Source organism: Alteromonas sp. W364, assembly GCF_031846205.1.
In the GTDB taxonomy this organism is placed as follows: domain Bacteria; phylum Pseudomonadota; class Gammaproteobacteria; order Enterobacterales; family Alteromonadaceae; genus Glaciecola; species Glaciecola blandensis.
Genome location: NZ_JAVRID010000003.1, coordinates 223,543 through 243,811, shown reverse-complemented (window position 1 = coordinate 243,811; position 20,269 = coordinate 223,543). Strand labels below are relative to the sequence as shown.

The window sequence follows — 20,269 nt, the reverse complement described above, 5'->3', positions numbered from 1 at the left end:
CGTTTGTGTCAGCTAATACTATTCAACGCACAAATGCGGAATATCGTTCAAAAAATAAGTAACTAGTTTTCCTCAGGGGTTTCAGAAACTCGCACCGAAGATACGTCCTGAGTCTTCCGACGTTTAAAATATGCAGACATATTTTCACCCAGCATCAGCAAACACGGTGTTAAAAACAACGTCAGTAAGGTCGCAAAGGTAAGGCCCCCAGCGATTGCACTAGCAAGCTGCGTCCACCACTGAGCTGAAGGTGCACCTATTGAAAGGTCGCGACCCACAATATCAATTGTGAGTGCAAAAACCATCGGCAGCAATCCGAGCACGGTTGTAACCGATGTTAGCAACACTGGACGCATCCTTTGGGCACCCGTGCGAAGCAGTGCTTCTTGTGCGCTCATACCACGCTTTTTGAGGTCGTTATACGTATCTATCAGAACTATATTGTTGTTTACAACGATGCCCGCTAAGGCAATTACACCCAGCCCGACCATAACGACGCCAAATGCTTGCCCTGTTACCAACAAGCCCAGCAATACGCCCGCAGTAGAAAATACAATGGCGCTAAGTACCAGCATGGCTTGATAGAAACTGTTGAATTGCGTCACCAGAATAATAGACATTAAAAAGATGGCAGTGATGAACGCCTTGCTCAAAAATGTCATCGTTTCTTGAATATCTTCGTCTTGGCCTTTGAATTTAACGTTAATTCCGCGAGGCAGTTCAAGCCCTTGTAAAGCTTCTTTAATCTTGTTTACTTGTGCATCCGGCAACAATTCAGGATCCACTGCGGCCTTGATTGTCATAACTCGTTTACCATCAGTGCGATTGATAATGCTAGTCTTCGGTGCAGGTTCGAAGGTCACAAAATTACTAATTGGAATTTGTCCGTTTTGTGATGGCACGCGCAAGCGGTTTAATTGCTCTAAGGTACGATCGCTACGAGGGAATCGTAAACGTATTTCTACTTCTTCTTCGGCATCATCAGGGCGATATTCAGCAAGCAAAACGCCATTTGTAATTAAGGTAACGGCATTACCTACTAGCGTGACGTCGGCACCAAATTCTGCTGCTTTTTGTCTATTCACTTTTAATCGCCATTCAATACTAGGTAAGGGGCGTGAATCTTCAACATCGATAAAGCCGCCTATATCTTCCATTGTGTCACGTAGTTTAGCTATTGCAGCCGCAATGGCACCGCCATCAATACCGCTCACTTCTATTTGAACCGGCTTACCAGAGGCTGGGCCCGACTCTTCCTCGCGCACTTGAACTTGAATGCCCGGAATCGTCGAGGCTTTGTCACGTAGCATCGGTTTAATTTCCTCTGCAGATGGACGATTTCGCCAATTGACAAGCTCCAGTTGAATGACACCGATAGTGTCGTCTGGCATATTGCTATTTGATTGATTATTAGCGCCTAGTGTGCGCGCATAGACCGATTTGATTTCATCAACATCAAGCACATGACTTTCTACTTGGCGAACAATTTGGTCACGTTCAAAAATAGAGAGGTCGCCACGTGCTTGCACTTGAACTTGCAAAAATTCTGGTTCAACCGACGGGAAGAATTCGACACCTTTGCCTAAAAAGGCATAAACGGTGTACGCGCCAACGATGAAAAACATTGCGGTTCCGAAGGCTTTAGCAGGATGCTTTAGAATGAATGCTAAAGCGTTTAAGTATTTTCCAACCCAACCTTTTATGGAAGATAAGTCGCCGTCTTCGGCCGCTTTCATTTGTTCGTCTTTCTCATCTACTCGCTTTTTGGCTTTGGTTTTCTTGTTCAATATCCCACCTAAAACAGGGATGAATATGAGTGCCATGGCAAGTGATGCAGTGAGCGTAATGATCACCGTAATTGGTAAGAATTTCATAAACTCACCAACCAAGCCTGGCCACACTAAAAGCGGTAAGAACACGACGAGCGTTGTGAGTGTTGAGGCGATAATAGGCCATGCCATCCTTTTAGAGGCCTCAGCATAGGCTACTTTGGGGTCACTTCCTTCGGCTGTTTTTCTGTCGGCAAGTTCGATAGTCACAATTGCACCATCGACCAACATTCCGACCACTAGAATTAAACTAAATAGCACCACCATATTCAGCGTAATGCCCATTAGGTCGAGCACTAGCATGGCAGCTAAAAATGAGCCAGGAATCGCAAAACCAACCAGAATAGCAGGACGAACACCCAGAGCGGCAATAATGACGATCATGACTAAAATAATAGCGGTGATAACATTATTTTCTAAGTCGCCAAGCATCGTACGGATGTTTTCAGACTTGTCCTGAAGATAGTTGACCTGCACTGCAGAGCCCCATTCTTGGCTTCTAGCGTCGACGATAGCGCGAACAGCTTCAATGGTTTCAATGATGTTGGCGCCACTGCGCTTGGATACTTCTAAGGCTAGTGCTGCTCGGCCATTTAATCGGGCAAAACTTAAGGGATCTTTAAACGTACGACGTAAGCTAGCAACATCTTGGAAAGTGACTACGGTGTTGCCGTCTACTTTGATTGGCAAAGTGGCGAGGTCTTCAGCGTTTTCAATAACACCTGGCACTTTAAACACCATGCGTCCCGCACCCGTATCTAAGGCTCCTGCAGCAACTAAACGATTGTTCTGCTGTACAAAATTGAAAAGTTCGGTGTAGGAAATGTTGTAGGCTTCCAGTGCAGATGGGTCAACGATAACCTCTAAAACCTCTTCTCGGTCACCGCCTATTTCAACTTCAAGCACGCCAGCAAGCGCTTCAATTTCATCTTTCAAGCTTCTGGCTATTGCCACTAGTGACCTTTCAGGAATGGGGCCTGACAACACCACATTTAGTACCGGGAACAAAGCAACGTTAACTTCTGTTACTCTCGGTTCGTCTGTCCCTGGTGGCAACTCTGCGCGTGCTAGGTCTACTTTTTCACGTACGTCTTGAAGCGCTTGGTCAGAGTTAAAGCCTGCATCAAATTCAAGCGTAACCGAGGCATAGCCTTCCGCACCAATTGAACGAATCTCTTTTAGCCCTTCAATCGATTGTAACTCTTTTTCTAATGGTCGAGCCAAGAGCCGCTCAGCGTCTTCTGGCGCAATACCTTCGTAGCTAACGGAAACATAGACAATAGGAATGGCGATGTCAGGTTCTGATTCTTTAGGGATAGTGACGTAAGCGCTAGTGCCCATTAGCACTAACATCACGAATACCAAAACAACGCTACGACCGCGACTGAATGCTGCGTCAATGATGCTGTTCATTTAACGTCGCTCCTTATTCGCTTTTGGCGCTGGTTATTTGAATCTCGACCTTCGTACCGTCGTCAACAAAACCTTGCCCAACAGTAATAATACGAGCCGTTTGCGGTAATCCAGTTACCCACAGACCGGCTGTTTCAGATTTGACGATAGTGACCGAGTGAAACTCGACCTCGTTGTTCTCATTGGTAATTTTCACGCCAATATCTCCATCTGTGCTCAAAGCTAAGATGGCTGGTGAAACAAAGTGAGCATTCACTTCTTTCACAGGTATTTTAATTTCAGCGCTCATACCGGCAGGTAAACTCTGGTCGCGGTTGTCTAACATAATTTCAACACGGAAAGTTCGCGTGCCTTGATTTGCCAGTGGGGAAATGTAAGTGATTTTTCCTTCTTTAACCTGGCCTGTCGCTAAGCGAACCTCTGCTGTTCCGCCAATGCTTACCTGTTGAATATTCTGTTGAGCAACGGGGGCGATGACCTTTAAGCTTGTATTATCGACAAAACGGGCAATCTCAGTACTTTCAGTCACATAACTACCTTGCTCAACCATGCGGCGGTCGACCGTACCGGAGAATGGTGCGTTTATTTCCAGCTTTTCTATTTCAAACTCGATTTGTGCAAGGTCTGCTTCCGCTGCTTTTAGTTGGGCGTAGGCTTCTTCTAACATTGATTTGGATTGCAGATTGTCTTTTGAGAGGGTTTGCGTTCTTTTGTATGTTTCTTGGCGAGACTTCAATTGCGCCTTTTGACGTTCTAAACGAATCTCTCTATCTTCCAATGCCAAAGTCGCGAAACGCTCTCCGGCTTCAATACTTTGTCCTTCCTCTGCGTGCAAAGCGGCAATACGGCCTTTAATGTCTGAACGAAGGATAACTTGGCGATTCGGTTCAACTTGTCCTTGAACAGTGAGATACAAGAAAACGACTTGCGCTTGCTTGTCTTCAACTTGAACCAACATTTTTGCTTGGGCTTCACGTTTGGCTGGCGCTGAGTTTGTTTCTGACTCGGCGCTAAAAAGCATACCGCTAGCCATCCATAATACGATAATGACGGTCATAGCGATGGCGATGATGTGTGGTTTTTTCATTAATACAGCCTGTTGAGGAACTGGGTGATAAGAATTCGAACTGAAAACGGACGCATATTATACGCTCAGTGGTCTTACAAGTGAATGACACAATTAAAACTATTTACCCATAAAATGTAGGGTTTCTGTAATAAAGTGTGTAGAGCTGCATAGAATCTTTACATTCAAGTCTTGCGAGCGCATATGAATTCATATAATTTATATTTTCTTCCCAATGCATAAGCACTACTTAAGAGAAATATTTTGTCATCAACAAAGATACACACTGAGTCACTAAAAACCGAGCTAAGCGAAATGCTTGGCAAAGCGTACAGCCCTTATTCAGGGGTTAAAGTGGCTGCAGCCGTCGAGTATGAAGTCAATGGCGAAAAGAAAGTTGCCTACGGTGTGAATGTCGAGAATGTGTCTTACGGCTTAACGGTCTGTGCTGAACGCTCGGCCATTTCTGCTGCGATAGCACAAGGGATGACATCTATTTCTGCACTTCATGTTATGTCCAATCAAGAACAGGCAATTTCGCCTTGCGGTGCTTGCCGACAAGTAGTGACGGAATTTATGGGACAAGTTGATGGGCCAGTGATGTGTGTTAATCAAGCTGGCACTGAAGTATGGGAAAGTACGCTTGGGCAATTGCTGCCCAACCGATTCGACCTCTAGTCTATCTCTTATTCGTAGTTGCGTTTAACTTTGTCAGCTAGGTCTGGGTTTTCTAATTCTAGGTCAACTGGACGATCAAGAATGATATTACCTTCAACAACCGAATCTGCACTAATATATAGCGTTGGTCTGCGTTTGTTGTAGTTGTTTTTAGAAATAGGTTCAAAATGAATGTCGCCTTTCACGACTGAACCGTCTTTCAGAGTGACGCTACCATTTTTTGTAGATATATCTTTGCTAACAATTACGCCTTCAAGACGAATGCTGCCGTTCACGGTAGAAACTGCGCCACCCACAGAGCTGTCATTATCAATGCGAATACCCCCATTTACGGTGCTAACCTGACCTCTTGATTTAAAGCCAGAACCAATTTTTACTTGGCCATTAACAGATTCAACACTGTCGGCACTCACATTGTCACCAATGCTTACCTTACCGTTAACACTAGAAATATCTTCAGCACTCACATCATCAGAAACCTTCACGCTACCGTTGACTGAACTGATATTTTCAACACTGCGTCCTTCTCCAACTTTGACACTTTTGTTGGTAGAGCTAATATCGCCTGAATAGCTACTTTCACTGCCTTTCTCATAGTCCCAGTCGGCGTCTTTTGCATTCACATGCACAATGCAACCGCTTAAAAATATGCTGAATAATGAAATGCCGATGAATGTATAAACTGGGCGTTTAATTTGAGTGATCATGGTGTTCTCCGTTTTGCCTTGAGTGTGTTTGTTATTAATTGTGTATGCGTCATTTCTTACAAATGACTCTGTTAGCTCGCCTTTTAGCTCACTTTTTAGCTCACTTTTTAGCTCAGTATGAGCAATCATTGTGCCTATATGTAAGTCTATGAAAATTAATAGTAAATTTTTTCAGTGCTGAATAAATGAGACTGACATCGGGTTACTTTCACTATTTCTTAGTCGTTTTCACTAATCAATGTGAGTTAAACCCTATCTCATCTTCAGAGCTTCTATATCGTTTGTCGCAAGGAATGTGCCGTTGGTTTAAATCCCTTCATAGGTTTCTGAACATCATGCTGATATGATGGTCTATCAAGGAGTCCTGACTCACAAGTAGGTCAGGCGAACCGCGACTTCCAGGATGAACGCATGCAGACTTTAGTAACCATTATTTTATTTCCTATTACGCTCATGATGAATGTACTGTCTTCAATATTTGGTAAGGTAGCGTGGTCGATGCCACCGTGGTTGGTGCACCTGAATACCTTGCGAAAAGCCAAGCCTCTAGCCTTTATCTTGACGCTATTCGTTTTTGCGGCGCTTTTGATTGGAGGTTATAAAGGCTACGACTACTATCAAAATTTACCTGTGCCAAAACTCATCGAGGCGAAGGTGAACCTTCCTAAAACATCGATGGCTAGTGCTGAATTGAGCATGGAAGCATTCGATAGCGAACGACAGGAATCTCTGGCTAAAAAGAATCCCTTAGGCATCCAATTTTCTTATAACAAAGGGAGCAGCCTTCCGTCAGTCGCGCCTATTGAACTGATTGGCGCCGAGATAAAAACAGGTATTAAAATTCGTCCTGCAAAAGAAGGTGAATGGATGTGGGTTGACGACCGGACTATCTCTTTTATTCCTCTTGAACCCTGGCCACCAGGTGAAGAATACGAAGTCAGTTTTGCTCCGGAAGTGTTCAGCACAAGTGATGAATTTGCTAGCGATTATGTGAAATTTACCACTGTTCCTTTAAGCGCAAGCTTGGAAGCGGCTGAATTTAATCTCGATCCAGAAACCCAAGAAAAACGTGTCTATTTTGATTTTAACTTCACCTATCCAGTGTCATTGCAGAGTGTTAAAGAAAACATCAGTCTTGCTTATCTTGAACAAAATGGAGAGACAACAAAGTTAAACGCTATTGAAAATGTTGAGTACGCCCTTGATGCAAACAAGATGTTCGTCAGCGTGTCTTACTCGCTCACAGCCTTACCTGAGCAAAGTCGTATAGTGCAAGCAAGCGTTTCTGAAGGTCTACGTAGCATTTATGGTGGTGCTGCTCTATCTAACGCACTCACATCGAAAGTGACCGTACCGGATGTTTATAGTTTTCTTGAGGTGAGCGACTTCACCGTCGATATTGTGCGCTCTCCTGAGAACGACCCTGAACAGTTTATATTGCTGAGTTTTACCGATTTGATCTCGCGCGACGAGTTACTGCAAAAGGTATCATTATATCGCCTGCCGAAAGGACAAGAAGAGCAGGGCAAAAACTATTGGGAAAGCCCAAGACAAGTCAGCACACAAGTGTTGTCCGCAGCAAAGAAAGTGAACTTTGAATTAATGCCCACTCAAGGCGAGCGTTCTACAGATTATCAAATCCGTATCGATCGTCCTGAGAATGAGCAGCTCTATTTTAAAATTGATGCGGGCTTGCGTTCTGCGAATGGCTTTATTCAGCGTAGTTTCTTTGATCGTATCATCGCAGCACCACAGTATCCGAAAGAAGTCATCATTAATGGCGAAGGTTCAGTGATGACCTATAGCACAGACCAGCGCTTGGCTTTCACTACACGCGGACTGGATTCTGTGTTGGTGTCGATTGGTAAAGTGATTGATGACGATTTATACCATTTGGTATCACAATCTCAAGGCGATATTAGCAATCCGAACTTCAACTCATGGAGCTTTGGCCCTGAAAACCTTGCTGAATTTACCACTAAAAAGATCACCATGGACAACCGAAGCGGCAAACCTCAAGACCCAAGTTATGCTTCTGTAGATTTTAATGCGTTAGTATCAAAGCAAGATGGCAAAGTCGGTTTGTTTTTCGTTGAAATTAAAGGCTGGAACAAACAAAACAACCGTGAGGAATATGGCATTAACGATAAGTTGTTGCTGCTTGTCACCGACTTGGGTGTGATTGTTAAAACCAGTAATGACCAAAGCCAAGATATATTTGTACAATCTTTAAAGCAGGGGAAGCCGGTTGCTGGTGCGAAAGTGGAACTATTAGCAAAAAACGGTACTGCGTTGTTTACCAAAACAACAGATGCCAGAGGGCATGCTAGCTTGCCTTCGGCGTCGGGATTCAATCGTGAAAAAGAGCCGACCGTGTTCGTTATCTCTCACGAGGGAGACGTGTCCTTTATCCCCTTTAACCGCTACACACGACAAATCAATTACTCTCGTTTTGAAGTGTTTGGGCGTTACGATAGACCCGAGCAAGAAGAAGACACGGCAAATCAAGCAAATGCATTTATGTTCAGCGATCGTGGTATTTATCGTCCGGGTGAAACAGTGAAATTAGCAGCTATTGTGAAAGGTAAAAACTTTCGTGACCTTAGCGGTATTCCTCTTGAGCTAGTTATCCGTGATCCCCGTTACACTGATGTGTTGGTCGAGCGCCTTATCTTGCCCGAAATGGGCTTGCTGGAGTACGAGTTTCCAAGCGAAAGCGGGTTCGCCACTGGCGACTATGTCGCGTCTCTACATTTAGTCAGAACCAATCGACAGTCGAATGGACGCACCTCAATGTATCGTGATCGCCAAATCGGCAGCGTCACCTTTCAGGTAGAAGCATTTCAGCCCGACACGATGGCAATAACCAGTGAGATAGAAGGTTTAGAAGAAAACAAAGGGTGGTTAAGCGGCAGCAGCATTAAGAGTAAAGTCAGTTTAACGAACCTCTTTGGTAGTCCAGCTCAATTGCGTGATGTGAATGCGGGCTTGAATTTAATGCCACGCGCTTTCAACTTTAAAGAATATGATGGCTATGCTTTTAACAGTATCGTTACCGCGAGCGATGTTGAAATTACAGATTTAGATATACCGTCCCAGTCTGCAACGACTGATGCGGATGGTATAGCTGAAATAGCATTTGATGTGTCGAATATTCAAGGTGGCTCTTACATTGCCTCGCAATACGCCGAAGGCTTTGAGGCATCCGGCGGTCGTTCGGTGAAAACCACGAGTACTTTCAGATACTCTCCGCAAACTTACATGCTCGGCTATTCTGCCGATGGCAGACTTGCTTACGTGAACAAGGGCAGCGAACGAAAGGTTCATCTGCTCGCAATTAATTCGCAGTTGCAGCCAATAGCATTGGAGGGAATAAGCCAACGCTTGAGTCAGCTTAAAACTATTTCAACACTAGTGAAACAATGGAATGGGCGCTACGAGTATCAAAGCATTGAACAGAAGCTGTTGGTTTCTACTGACGAGATATCTTTGTCGGCAAATGGATTACATTTTATTCTCGACGCAGAGCAAGCTGGTACGTATTTATTGGAATATCTCGATCCACAGGGCCGCTTACTCAGTGCGTTCAAATACACCATCGTGGGTGAAGGAAACGACACTGGCGAGCTGAGTAAAGATGCGCAACTAAAACTCAGTTTAAATAAACAAGACTTTGCACCGGGTGAAGAAATAGAGCTCAGTATTCAAGCTCCATATGCTGGCAGTGGTTTAATTACCATTGAAAGCAATAAAGTGCATCATTTCTCTTGGTTCACTTCCGATACGAAAAATACCGTTCAACGCATTACCATTCCGAAAAACATGGAAGGGAATGCGTATGTGAATCTCAGCTTTGTTCGTGATGCGTCATCGCCTGAGATATTTGCCAATCCTTTGAGTTACGCGGTACAACCATTCTCTATCGACCGCAATAAGCGCCGCATAGCCACAAGCATTGCCACAGATGAGATCGCACAACCAGGCGAAGCCTTAAAAATCGATGTTGATTTAGAAGAGGATGCGAAGCTAGTTGTCTTTGCTGTTGATGTAGGCATTCTGAATGTTGCCTCTTATAGTACGCCAGATCCTTTGTCTCACTTTTTGCAAAAACGGGCTCTAGGAGTCAGAACGATGCAAATACTGGATTTGATCCTACCGGATTTTGCCTTAGCGAAATCATTATCAGCAGCGGGCGGTGATATGGAAAGGAGCGCTGAAGCCGATATGTTTGCAGAGAAAATATCGGTGACCGGTTCACGCATAAGAAGAACCGATAATCCCTTCGCAAAACAAATACAAAAACCCGTGGTCTATTGGTCTGGCATTGTCGACGGTAAGAAAGGTGTGAATACACTTACTTATGATGTACCCGAAGATTTTGCTGGTGGTTTGCGCGTAATGGCGGTGAGTGTGAGCCAATCGAAAGTAGGCAGTGCGCAGAAGTCATTGTTAGTGCGTGGTCCATTTGTGTTAAGTCCGAATATTCTGAATCAAGCGGCGCCAGGAGATGAGTTTGATATCACTTTAGGCATTGCTAATTTAGTTGAAAATTCAGGTCAAGACGCTGAAGTCAGTATACAAATTAGCATGAGTGAACATTTAAGTTTACTAGATGAAAGCAATCAAAGGATGCAATTAACCTTAGACGAGAATCAAGAGGATTATGTACGTTTTCGCGTCAAGGCCAATGCGATCCTTGGGGCGGCAAAAGTATCATTTGATGTGTCTCTAACAGACCAAAGTGGGCGCACATGGCGCTCGTCGCGCAGCGCAAACATGAGTGTGAGACCGGCCATGCCATATCAAGTAGACATTGCTACCGGCCAAACGAATGATGAAGTGAAAGTGGACCTACGCACTGATTTCTATGTTGAACAATCGAGTCATAAGCTACGTGTATCATCAAGTCCTTTAGTTATTGTGGAAGGTTTGAGTGACTATCTTGCAGACTATCCTCATGGCTGTACGGAGCAGATGATATCTCAGGTCTTTCCTTTGGTAGGTTTATCGAATCTAGCGAAATATAAAGCAACAAGCGGCTCAAAAGAATCGGCAGATGTCTTAGCTCATTTTAATGAACTGCTGACCACGCTTCGTCAACGCCAAACCTATGCAGGTGGTTTTAGCTATTGGCCAGGTCAAGAAGCGAATGATTTAGAAGTCAGTTTGTATGTTATGCACTTCCTTTTGGACGCAAGAGAATTGGGTTACCCTGTTCCGCAGGACATGCTCCAAAGTGGCATTAACTACATTGATTCCACACTGTCTGCACACTTGAAGAACAAACCACGCGGGCTTGGGCAAAGAGTTGGTTTAAATAATAATATGGTCAATGTCAGAAACCGAGCGTATGGCATTTACCTACTCACACGTTTTGGTGTGGTGACTTCAAACTTGCTCATTGATCTGCTTGATGATCTCAATCATACAGCAGGACAGGGAGGCCAAACCGATTCTGCGCTTGGTAATTGGAAGAAAGATATTGCGGCTGCCTACATCGCATCGAGCTATAGATTAATGCAAATGTCCGATGAGGCTCAGGCTTTGATAACAGGCTATGATGTGTCAGAAGATAAGCCAATTGCGCAAGCAATTATGGGTAAGGCGCCGCGTTTGGCTTTAGATGCTCAATATATTTATCTGCTTGCTAAGCACTTTCCATCACTCATTAATTCAATGGCACAAGATAGCAGCCTACCGCTATCAAGCGCCGTTCGGTCAATGAATGAGTCTATCTATCAGGGCAATTTCAATACGCTCTCGGCGGCGTACAGCACATTAGCACTGGGGGCTTATCATTCGGCGATTGGCAGCGACAATATCGAAGCCATAGACAAACAGATCGTTTTCACAGCTTATAGACAACAGCAAGCAGCAGCGTTAATGCCTCGTTATAATCCATTCCCCACCGTGTCTTTTTCGAGTCGGGAAGACAGAGTCACTGCGAAAAAAGAAAACGGTGACCTTACACCCTTACACTTCGTTAGTATGCAAGCGGGTTATCAAACGAAAGTACCTTCAGAACCATTAAAACAAGGAATTGAAATACAGCGCGCTTTCTTGAATGAAAACGGCGAAGCGGTAACTGAATTTGTGCAAGGTCAGAAGGTGATGGTTAGGTTACGCGTTCGAGCTACAGATAAGGATTTCATTGATAACGTGGCGATTGTTGACCTCTTGCCAGGAGGTTTTGAGGTACTGAGAGAATCTGTGAATAGACGAGCTGGACCTTGGCAGTCCGAATACATTGATATTCGCGATGATCGTATTGTGTATTACGGACAGTTAACAAAAAGGGTGACAGAAATTAAGTATCAAGTGCAGTTGACCGCGGCAGGTAAATTCGTTGTGCCGCCAAGCTTTGCAGAGTCTATGTACGACCGAGCATTGAAAGCTTGGTCCGCGAGTTCTTCGGTGATAGTAACAGAGGACGAAGAGTAGGCTTTATGCTGGCAAAGAAATCAGGCCGGTGGCATCAACTAACCGCTCGCTTCAAGTTGTCGATGTTGGTTCTCTTTGTTTTGTGCATAGGCGCATTAAGCTATATTTTATTGCCAAAACCTGAGCTTCGCTATTATCAAAGCTATTCGTCCGCGGTGTACGACCGCAATGGTCAACTACTGCGCTTAAGCCTAGCACAAGACCAGCGTTATCGTTTGTATACAGCGCTAGAAGATATTTCGCCCTTGCTACAAGAAGCCACGGTACTGTACGAAGACCAGGGCTTTTATGAGCATTCAGGGGTAGATTATCCTGCTCTTATTAGAGCATTTTGGCAAACTTACGTGTTAAGAGAGCGTCGAATTGGCGCTTCCACCATCGTGATGCAAGTCGCTAGGCTGCGTTGGCAGATTGAATCAAACAGTATTACTGGTAAAGCAGAGCAAATCTTTCGTGCCTTACAACTGGCTCGGCATTACTCAAAAGAAGAACTGCTTGAAGCCTATTTAAATTTTGCTCCTTATGGCGGAAATATCGAAGGCATTGGTGCTGCAAGTTTGATTTACTTTAACAAATCCGCATCACAACTAAGTTTGCCAGAAGCGATCACCTTGGCGCTGATCCCTCAAAATCCAAATAAACGAAATCCTTCAAAACCGAGCGGACAACAGGCACTCTCAGAAGCGAAAAAAATCTTATTCGCACGTTGGCAAGAAGCTCACCCAGAGGAGCCATCAAATATACCCGATATGCCGTTACGCGTAAGATCTTCAAAAGACTTGCCATTTGAAGCTCCTCACTATGTAGATTGGGTAATGCAAAAGAAATCGACTGCTCAAAAATCAAGGTCACAAAGTACTTTGGTCACTTCTCTCAATTTACCTTTACAGCACCTAGTAGAAAAGCAGCTTGAAGCCTATATAAACCAAAAGAAAGTACTTGGTTTTAGTAATGCGAGTGCATTGGTGCTAAACACCAAAACAATGCAAATTGAAGCGATGATCGGCTCGGCTGACTTTTCTGATGTAAACATTCAGGGGCAAGTAAACGGTACCTTAGCCAAACGTAGTCCGGGTTCCACTCTTAAACCCTTTATTTATGCGCTTGCAATTGATGCAGGGCTAATACATCCGCTCACTTTGCTGAAAGATTTACCCAAACGCTACAGCGCATTCACACCAGAAAATTTTGGCAAAGGTTTTGTCGGACCAATATCTGCAGCAGAAGCATTAATACGCAGTAGAAATGTACCAGCAGTAGAATTGCAGTCTCGCTTAAATCAACAACAAGAGAGTAAAGCGAGTCAATCAACTGCGAACAGTAATGTATTCACTTTGTATCAAATGCTGCAAGCTGCCAATGTTAGTCAACTTCGTTCCGAGGATTTCTATGGGCTTGCACTCGCCTTGGGCGGCGTCGAATTGAGTATGCTGGAACTTGTCTCATTGTATGCTGCTATTTCTAACGAAGGTATCTATAAATCAATTGATTTGGGCGGAGTAAGCGTTAACTGGGTGAGTGGTCCAAAAAGTGAAAAGCGCTTGTTTTCCGCTGAATCGGCTCACTTAATTCGTCAGATGCTAAGTCAGAACACTAGGCCGGACAATCAAATACCAAGCTACACAATGGCAAACGCGCGAAGTGAGCTTGATGCTATTGCATGGAAGACGGGGACCTCTTGGGCATTCAGAGACGCTTGGGCCATTGGTATTGCTGGCGACTATGTGGTTGCGGTATGGATTGGTAACTTTAATGGTGAGGGTAACAATGCCTTTATTGGGCGAACAGCCGCAGGTCCTTTGCTATTTGGCATTGTCGATGCCTTACGCGCAATTCAACCAATCAGCAAGCAAAGTGAAATGAAAGCGCATCTACCCATACGCCTGCCAGCCCACTTAAATCTAAAACACGTGAAGATATGCAAGCCAACAGGTGATTTGTATGAAGTTGGATGCCCTGAACCTGCGCTGTCAGCTTTTATTCCTGGGGTCTCACCAATATCGAGCTCAAATATTTACAGAAAGGTTTTAGTTGATAAGGTGACAGGTTTATTACGATGCGATCGTGATTACACTAAAGGCACAGAGGAGTTTGTCGCGTTCTGGCCCAAATCGTTCTTAGAATTATATGCAAATGCGGGCATTGTGCTAGAACCCCCCCCTTCATACATGCCAGGCTGTGATATGAACTTCCACAAACAAGTTAACGCATCGATAGACATATACTCGCCCCAAGAAGACCTTAGCTACATCGTAAACTCTACATTATCGGACGCTGCCGAAATCCCACTACAAGCCAATGCTGATGGCGCGGCCAGCAGGCTCTACTGGTTTGCGAATAAGGAGCTTATTGGAGTGCAGGAACTAATGAGTAAAGATCGCTCTAACATCATTACATGGAATGCTCGCCCCGGAAACTATGAGGTGCTAGTAATAGATGATCTTGGGAATTCGGCCAGTAAACAGCTGACTGTGTTAGCGGGCAAATGAGTTTGTGATAGAAACGTTAAGATTTACTGCTATTGAAGGGTGGTTTTAGGCTAAGGAATGCATTATTCTTGGGCTTCAATAAGGTTTGTCGTCGCAAATCGCTTTTACCTAAAATAACAAAAAGAATATAACTATGTTTTCCTCTTTAAAAAAATCAAAATTCATTGCCGGTGCTCTGTTAGGTGCTGCCCTTTCGTTATCTACTGTTGCTAACGCTACTGTTGTAGAAGTACGAACGAATGTGGGTAACTTTCAAATCAATTTGTTTGATCAAGAAACGCCAGAAACCGTTGAAAATTTCCTAAGTTATGTGAATTCCGGTTCATATGCTAACGCCGTTTTCCATCGCTCTGTACCCGGCTTTGTGCTTCAAGGTGGCGGGTTTGCCTATAATAATACCTTTCCACCAAATAGTATTGCTGCTGGTTCACCAGTAGTTAACGAACCTGTGTTATCAAATGTACGTGGCACCATTGCGATGGCGAAAGTAGGCGGGAATCCAAACAGTGCCACTAATCAATGGTTTGTAAATGCGGTAAATAACGCTGGAAACCTTGATAATCAAAATGGTGGCTTCACTGTTTTTGGTCAAGTACTTGGGGATGGCATGGATGTAGTCGACGAAATTCTTGCGCTAAATCGTTTCAACTATGGTAGCCCATTCGATACTTTACCACTAAAAGACTTTACTGCTGAGCAAGCCTCAAGTGGCGCTGAGCCTACAGGTGACAACCTGATTGTGATTTCAGATATTGTGGTTATAGACTCAACGGTTGTCACAAATCCTAACTTAAACCCAGTCCGCAATACTACTGTGGACGCTGGCGGTGATGATGGTGATTCAGATTCAGGCGGTTCCGTTGGCTGGTTGCTAGTGTCCGTAATGAGTTTATTCGCTATTCGTAAACGTATGATTGCTCGATAAATTGAAAATTGATATTTTGATTTGGTAAAAGGCCGCCGTAGTGCGGCTTTTTTATTGCGTAAAAGCCAAAATCCAGATTTTCTCTAAACTTAAGTCTTAGCTATTTGGCATCATATTACTTGACTTGCTTTTGTCTTATTTCTTGTGCCCTGCGGGGCATACTCAAAGGTTTAAGTACGCGCTTGTCTTCTCAGGAATGAATCTAAACTAGGTATATATTTTAATAGCTTAGTATGGTCGTAAATTGGCCTGAAAGTCGCATTTCAAATGGCCTTTTGCTAATGTTCGCTCCACGTTAGTATGATGTAGTCGATAGAATATGAAGTCATTCTCAAGTGGTGAAGTTGCTAAAATTTGTGATGTAAATCCACGCACAGTTATCCGTTGGATAGAAGCTAAAAAATTAAAGGCGTTCAAATTGCCAGGCCGCGGTAACAACCGTGTGAAGCACAGTGATTTGCTCGATTTTCTGGTCCAAAACCAGATCCCAGTTCCATCAGAATTGATAGTGGAACAAGAAAAGTCATGTTTCATTGTTTCTGTTGAGAAGCAATTAGTGAAAAACGCGCAGCGTATTGCAAGAAATGCAGGTTTCGTTACTCAAGTATATCAATATGGTATAGAATCTGGCGTAGAGATTGCGCAACATAAACCTTCTTTGATAATGATAGATTCTCAAACCTCACGAGTGGATATAACTGCTTTGACTGAAGTGATTGAAGAGAAGCTAGAGTATAAACCACATATTATTGTTTTCGATGAATTTACCGATAACAGAATAGCTACTCAAAACGACGCGAAAGTTTTTAAGATTGCTAAGCCAATAGATAACTATGCCTTAGCTATGGTCTTAGACTCAATCGTCGAGACCGAACAAGAGGCGTTTGCATGACACGAAGGCTTTTATGCCTAATATTGTATTGCTGCTGTATCACGTCGTTACTCGCTAACGACAAGCAAACTCAATTAACATTCGGAATTGTTCCACAACAATCCGCATCGAAACTGGCCGCCAAATGGGGGCCGGTTTTAGCTCGTTGGTCTGAAGAATCCGGCATTCAGCTTAAGTTCTCTACGGCCAAAAATATTCCCACCTTTGAGCAACGGCTAGCCGCTGGCGAGTACGATATCGCCTACATGAATCCCTATCACTACGTGAGTTACAGTGAAAGCGCAGGCTACCAAGCACTTGCCAAAGAGAAAGACAAATTACTGAAAGGTATTATTGTTGTTAGAAAAGATTCGCCAATTGAAGATATTTCACAACTGAATGACAAGCAGATTGCCTTTCCTGCGCCAGCCGCTTTTGCGGCAACGATCATTCCTCGCGCAGTGCTAGCTCAGAACCAAATCGACACCAAATCTCGGTTTGTATACTCTCACGATTCGGTGTACCTAGCGGTAGCACGAGGTTTCTCTCCTGCCGGTGGAGGTGTTATGCGTACCTTCAATAATACACCACAGGAAGTACGTGACTTACTAAGAATCGTGTGGACAAGCCAAGGTTATACGCCGCATGCTATCGCCACTCACCCAGATATTGATCAAGAGACCAGAGAGAAGCTGTTAGCGGCGCTATTGGTGCTGAATCAAGATGAGTCATTTCTGGCTCTCATCAAAGAATTAAATTTTAAACCATTTGAAATGGCAACACACCAAGATTGGAATAGTACGAAGGAATTAGGGATATCGGGCTTCTTGGCGCAAGACGCGTCTAAATAACTATTGAGGCCTAAATGCGTCTATCTATTACCGCAAAAACAACCATCGGCACTGCCCTGATTGAAGGGGTATTATTGTTGATGTTGGTGATAACTGCCACGCACTTCATGGGTAACATTGCCAACGAAAACTTAGTTAAGCGTGCCAGTACGGCTTCTAAACTTTTCGCCGCAACAACGAAAAGTGCTGTACTTTCATTTGATTTGGCCTCCCTCGACGCTATTACTGACGAAGTACTCACTAACCCTGACATAGTCTACGCCAAGGTATTTGATGTTGACGGCCGTTTACTCGCCGCTGCCGGGAATCTGGGTTTATTGAACCGCCCCTTCGTTGAAGACGTTTTAGTCGATGATGTGAATGATGGCGTATATGACAAAATGTCACTCATCTTTGCTGGAGACCAGACTTATGGAAGAGTCGAATTAGGTATCAGCATATCGGAAATGCAAAAAACCATGACTAAGGTAAAAACGTGGACTGCAAGTATTGCCTTTGTTGAGATGCTCTTGGTCGGACTGTTTTCAATATTTCTTGGTCGTTACCTCACTAAACAACTGAATGTGTTGCGCAGAGGCGCTAAAAAAATAAATGCGGCGTTGGATTCTGGTCAATTTGATGTTGCCAGAGTGCCGGAAGATAGTGACGATGAATTAGCTGAAGTGGCAAAGGCCTTTAATTCCTTGGTTGATAACCTAGAAGTAGAGTATCAACGAACTCAATCATTTCAGAATGCCTTGCAAGGGCTGAACCGTACTCTGGAAATGAAAGTCAAGAAGCGTACTCAGCAGGTTGAGGCGCAAAATGAAGAACTTACTCACATCAATCAGAACCTAAAAACTACGCAACAGCAGCTATTGCAGGCAGAAAAAATGGCCTCTGTAGGTCAACTAGCTGCTGGTGTTGCTCATGAAATCAACAACCCAATCGGTTTTATTAATAGCAATATGGGCGTATTGAAAGGATATATCGACACTTACATTGAGATAAGTCTCAAACTTGAAACCTTGGTAAAAACGCCTACCGATGATGACAACTATCAGAATATGCTCGATGAGTTTAAAGCATATTTAGACGAACAAGATATTTCTTTTATCAATGATGACGTTAAAGAACTCCTCGTGGATACTGACGATGGCTTGAGTCGTGTAATTGATATCGTGAAGAATATGAAATCATTTAGTCGAGCAGACAGCGACACTATGCAGTTGTTCGACATTAACCAGTGTATTTCTACCACTGCAAAAATGGTAAAAAGCAAGGTAACCCAGAATGCAGAGCTAGTTTTGGATCTGAAAGATGTGCCGGATAGCTTGATGAATGTGGGTAAAATCAATCAAGTCTTAACCAATTTGATCGTCAACGCGGGTCAAGCCATACAAAAAGACGGTACAGTGACTGTTCACTCTTTTCAGGACGGCGACAATATTAAAATTATGATAGTCGATACCGGGACTGGCATGTCGGCGGAAACGATGAAAGATATTTTCAACCCTTTCTTTACCACTAAGGAGGAAGGAGAAGGCACGGGACTGGGCCTGTCAATTTCATTTGATATTATACAAGAGCATGGAGGTTCAATCGCCGTTGAGAGCGAAATAAGCGTTGGTACAAGGTTTACAATCACGCTTCCAATAACGAGCAGTATGAATAGCGACTCAAGTCAAATTGAGTCTTCGATAAGTTAGAGTGGATACCCTTTTCATGAGTGAAGAAAAATCAGAAGTAAAAGCAGCTCCGAAATTCACTGTGCTTTTTGTAGATGACGAAACCAGCATCCTACGCACTATGAAACGTATTTTTCACAGTAAACCGTTCAAATTGGTGCTTGCGGATAGCGCGCAAAAAGCACTGGATTTTATGCAGGAAAATACCGTTCATGTGGTTGTTTCTGATATGAAAATGCCGGGCATGAATGGTGCCGCTTTTCTAAGCCAAGTTGCGTTAAACTTTCCCGATACATATAAAATCGTACTGTCTGGTTTTGCTGATTTAGAGTCGACTTTAGAAGTGATCAATAACGGCCAAATTCAACGTTTCTTGCAAAAGCCGTGGGACAATGAAGTATTGATCGAGGCAGTAGAGCGCGGCATCAACCAACATAAATTAGCAGCAGAAAACAAACGTCTTCAGCTACTAACAGCTAAGCAAAACAAAGAGCTGGCCTTTCTAAATGGCGTATTAGAGCAAAAGGTAGAACAGCGAACCAAGCAATTGAAAGTGGCACTTTCGCGTTCAGAGCAAGCGACAACTTCTGTGAAGAAAGTGATTTACAACATGCTTAGCAGTAACCCCTTGTTTAGCGGTGCTTATGCAAAATCGGTCAGCAGTGTGGCCAAATCGATTGCAGATAGAATGGATCTTAGCGATAAACAAGTAGCCGATATTACTTATGCTGCTTTGATTGCTGAAATAGGCATGGTTGGACTCGATACCAAAATTATCCAAACGCCTTTCTCAAAGCTTACGCCAGCACAGCAAGAAAGCTACTATAGCCAGGCTTATCGTGCTCAGTTAATTTTAGCGCCAGCGCAGTTGCCAGAGGTGACCGATATTATTATTAACCAGTTTGAGTTTACCAATGGACGAGGTTTTCCTAATAGTGTTGCCGCAGACCAGATACCGCTTGGCTCAAAAGTGTTGGCGGTGGCAAGAGATTATATGCGCTACCGTAAAGGACGCATAAATGGTACCGAATACGACGCTTTGGATGCGATTGACAAAGTAAATAATTATTGCGGTCTTCAATACGATGGCAGTATCGTGAACTTGCTGAAATTAGAGCAACAGGCCGGTTCTGAAGATAAATATGATATTGGCTTGAAGACATCTCAACTCGAGCCAGGCATGGTGTTGCATGAAGCTTTGTACAATGAGAACGATATCTTAATTTTACCGCAGGGCCATATATTTGATGCGGGAAGCATTGAGAAAATTAAAGCGCTAGAAGAGCGCTTTAATATGACCTTGTCAATCCTGATAGAAGAAGATTAGTCGGT

Annotated in this window: 11 protein-coding genes; 8 read left to right on the top strand and 3 right to left on the bottom strand. The window is 43.7% G+C overall.

The window, feature by feature from the left end; genetic code table 11:
• Positions 1-62 precede the first annotated feature (62 nt).
• Positions 63-3,242 carry an efflux RND transporter permease subunit gene (locus RM556_RS06420; protein WP_311374172.1) on the bottom strand — a complete coding sequence of 1,060 codons (3,180 nt, stop codon included), beginning with the start codon at positions 3,240-3,242 and terminating at the stop codon, positions 63-65.
• Positions 3,243-3,255: 13 nt separating this feature from the next.
• A complete protein-coding gene (locus RM556_RS06415) occupies positions 3,256-4,329 on the bottom strand; it encodes an efflux RND transporter periplasmic adaptor subunit (protein ID WP_311374171.1) in 1,074 nt (357 codons plus the stop codon).
• A gap of 243 nt (positions 4,330-4,572) precedes the next feature.
• Between RM556_RS06415 and cdd the strand changes: the two genes are divergently transcribed.
• Positions 4,573-4,986 (top strand): cytidine deaminase, encoded by a 414-nt coding sequence (gene cdd / locus RM556_RS06410; RefSeq protein WP_311360853.1) that lies wholly within the window; start codon positions 4,573-4,575, stop codon positions 4,984-4,986.
• Between the two features lie 8 nt (positions 4,987-4,994).
• On the opposite strand, the gene RM556_RS06405 is transcribed toward cdd, so the two are convergent.
• Positions 4,995-5,822, bottom strand: coding sequence for a hypothetical protein (locus RM556_RS06405; RefSeq protein WP_311374170.1), 828 nt, complete (start codon positions 5,820-5,822; stop codon positions 4,995-4,997).
• A 282-nt stretch (positions 5,823-6,104) separates the two neighbouring features.
• Here RM556_RS06405 and RM556_RS06400 point away from each other — a divergent pair, with 282 nt between their 5' ends.
• The 7 genes from RM556_RS06400 to RM556_RS06370 all read left to right on the top strand — a co-directional run bounded on the left by RM556_RS06400 (position 6,105) and on the right by RM556_RS06370 (position 20,264).
• Complete coding sequence (locus RM556_RS06400) at positions 6,105-12,134, top strand: alpha-2-macroglobulin (protein WP_311374169.1); 6,030 nt, start codon at positions 6,105-6,107, stop codon at positions 12,132-12,134.
• Between the two features lie 5 nt (positions 12,135-12,139).
• A complete protein-coding gene (gene pbpC / locus RM556_RS06395) occupies positions 12,140-14,623 on the top strand; it encodes a penicillin-binding protein 1C (RefSeq protein ID WP_311374168.1) in 2,484 nt (827 codons plus the stop codon).
• A gap of 133 nt (positions 14,624-14,756) precedes the next feature.
• On the top strand, positions 14,757-15,548 hold the full coding sequence (locus RM556_RS06390; RefSeq protein ID WP_311360857.1) for a peptidylprolyl isomerase: 792 nt from the start codon (positions 14,757-14,759) through the stop codon (positions 15,546-15,548).
• A gap of 319 nt (positions 15,549-15,867) precedes the next feature.
• Positions 15,868-16,440 (top strand): helix-turn-helix domain-containing protein, encoded by a 573-nt coding sequence (locus RM556_RS06385; RefSeq protein ID WP_311360858.1) that lies wholly within the window; start codon positions 15,868-15,870, stop codon positions 16,438-16,440.
• Positions 16,437-17,270: a phosphate/phosphite/phosphonate ABC transporter substrate-binding protein gene (locus RM556_RS06380; RefSeq protein ID WP_311374167.1), complete on the top strand. Its 834-nt coding sequence runs from the start codon at positions 16,437-16,439 to the stop codon at positions 17,268-17,270. The genes RM556_RS06385 and RM556_RS06380 overlap by 4 nt, the downstream gene beginning before the upstream one ends.
• Positions 17,271-17,284: 14 nt before the next feature.
• The gene (locus tag RM556_RS06375; RefSeq protein WP_311360860.1) at positions 17,285-18,958 is read left to right on the top strand and encodes an ATP-binding protein; all 1,674 of its coding nucleotides are present in this window, start codon (positions 17,285-17,287) and stop codon (positions 18,956-18,958) included.
• Positions 18,959-18,974: 16 nt separating this feature from the next.
• Positions 18,975-20,264 carry an HD domain-containing phosphohydrolase gene (locus RM556_RS06370; RefSeq protein WP_311374166.1) on the top strand — a complete coding sequence of 430 codons (1,290 nt, stop codon included), beginning with the start codon at positions 18,975-18,977 and terminating at the stop codon, positions 20,262-20,264.
• Positions 20,265-20,269 lie beyond the last annotated feature (5 nt).

What these genes read in the sequence shown, in the direction of transcription:
- RM556_RS06420 (WP_311374172.1), bottom strand. Translation starts at nt 3,242, where the DNA reads ATGAACAGCATCATTGACGCAGCATTCAGTCGCGGTCGTAGCGTTGTT.
- RM556_RS06415 (WP_311374171.1), bottom strand. Translation starts at nt 4,329, where the DNA reads ATGAAAAAACCACACATCATCGCCATCGCTATGACCGTCATTATCGTA.
- RM556_RS06405 (WP_311374170.1), bottom strand. Translation starts at nt 5,822, where the DNA reads ATGATTGCTCATACTGAGCTAAAAAGTGAGCTAAAAAGTGAGCTAAAA.
- RM556_RS06400 (WP_311374169.1), top strand. Translation starts at nt 6,105, where the DNA reads ATGCAGACTTTAGTAACCATTATTTTATTTCCTATTACGCTCATGATG.
- pbpC (WP_311374168.1), top strand. Translation starts at nt 12,140, where the DNA reads ATGCTGGCAAAGAAATCAGGCCGGTGGCATCAACTAACCGCTCGCTTC.
- RM556_RS06390 (WP_311360857.1), top strand. Translation starts at nt 14,757, where the DNA reads ATGTTTTCCTCTTTAAAAAAATCAAAATTCATTGCCGGTGCTCTGTTA.
- RM556_RS06385 (WP_311360858.1), top strand. Translation starts at nt 15,868, where the DNA reads ATGAAGTCATTCTCAAGTGGTGAAGTTGCTAAAATTTGTGATGTAAAT.
- RM556_RS06380 (WP_311374167.1), top strand. Translation starts at nt 16,437, where the DNA reads ATGACACGAAGGCTTTTATGCCTAATATTGTATTGCTGCTGTATCACG.
- RM556_RS06375 (WP_311360860.1), top strand. Translation starts at nt 17,285, where the DNA reads ATGCGTCTATCTATTACCGCAAAAACAACCATCGGCACTGCCCTGATT.
- RM556_RS06370 (WP_311374166.1), top strand. Translation starts at nt 18,975, where the DNA reads ATGAGTGAAGAAAAATCAGAAGTAAAAGCAGCTCCGAAATTCACTGTG.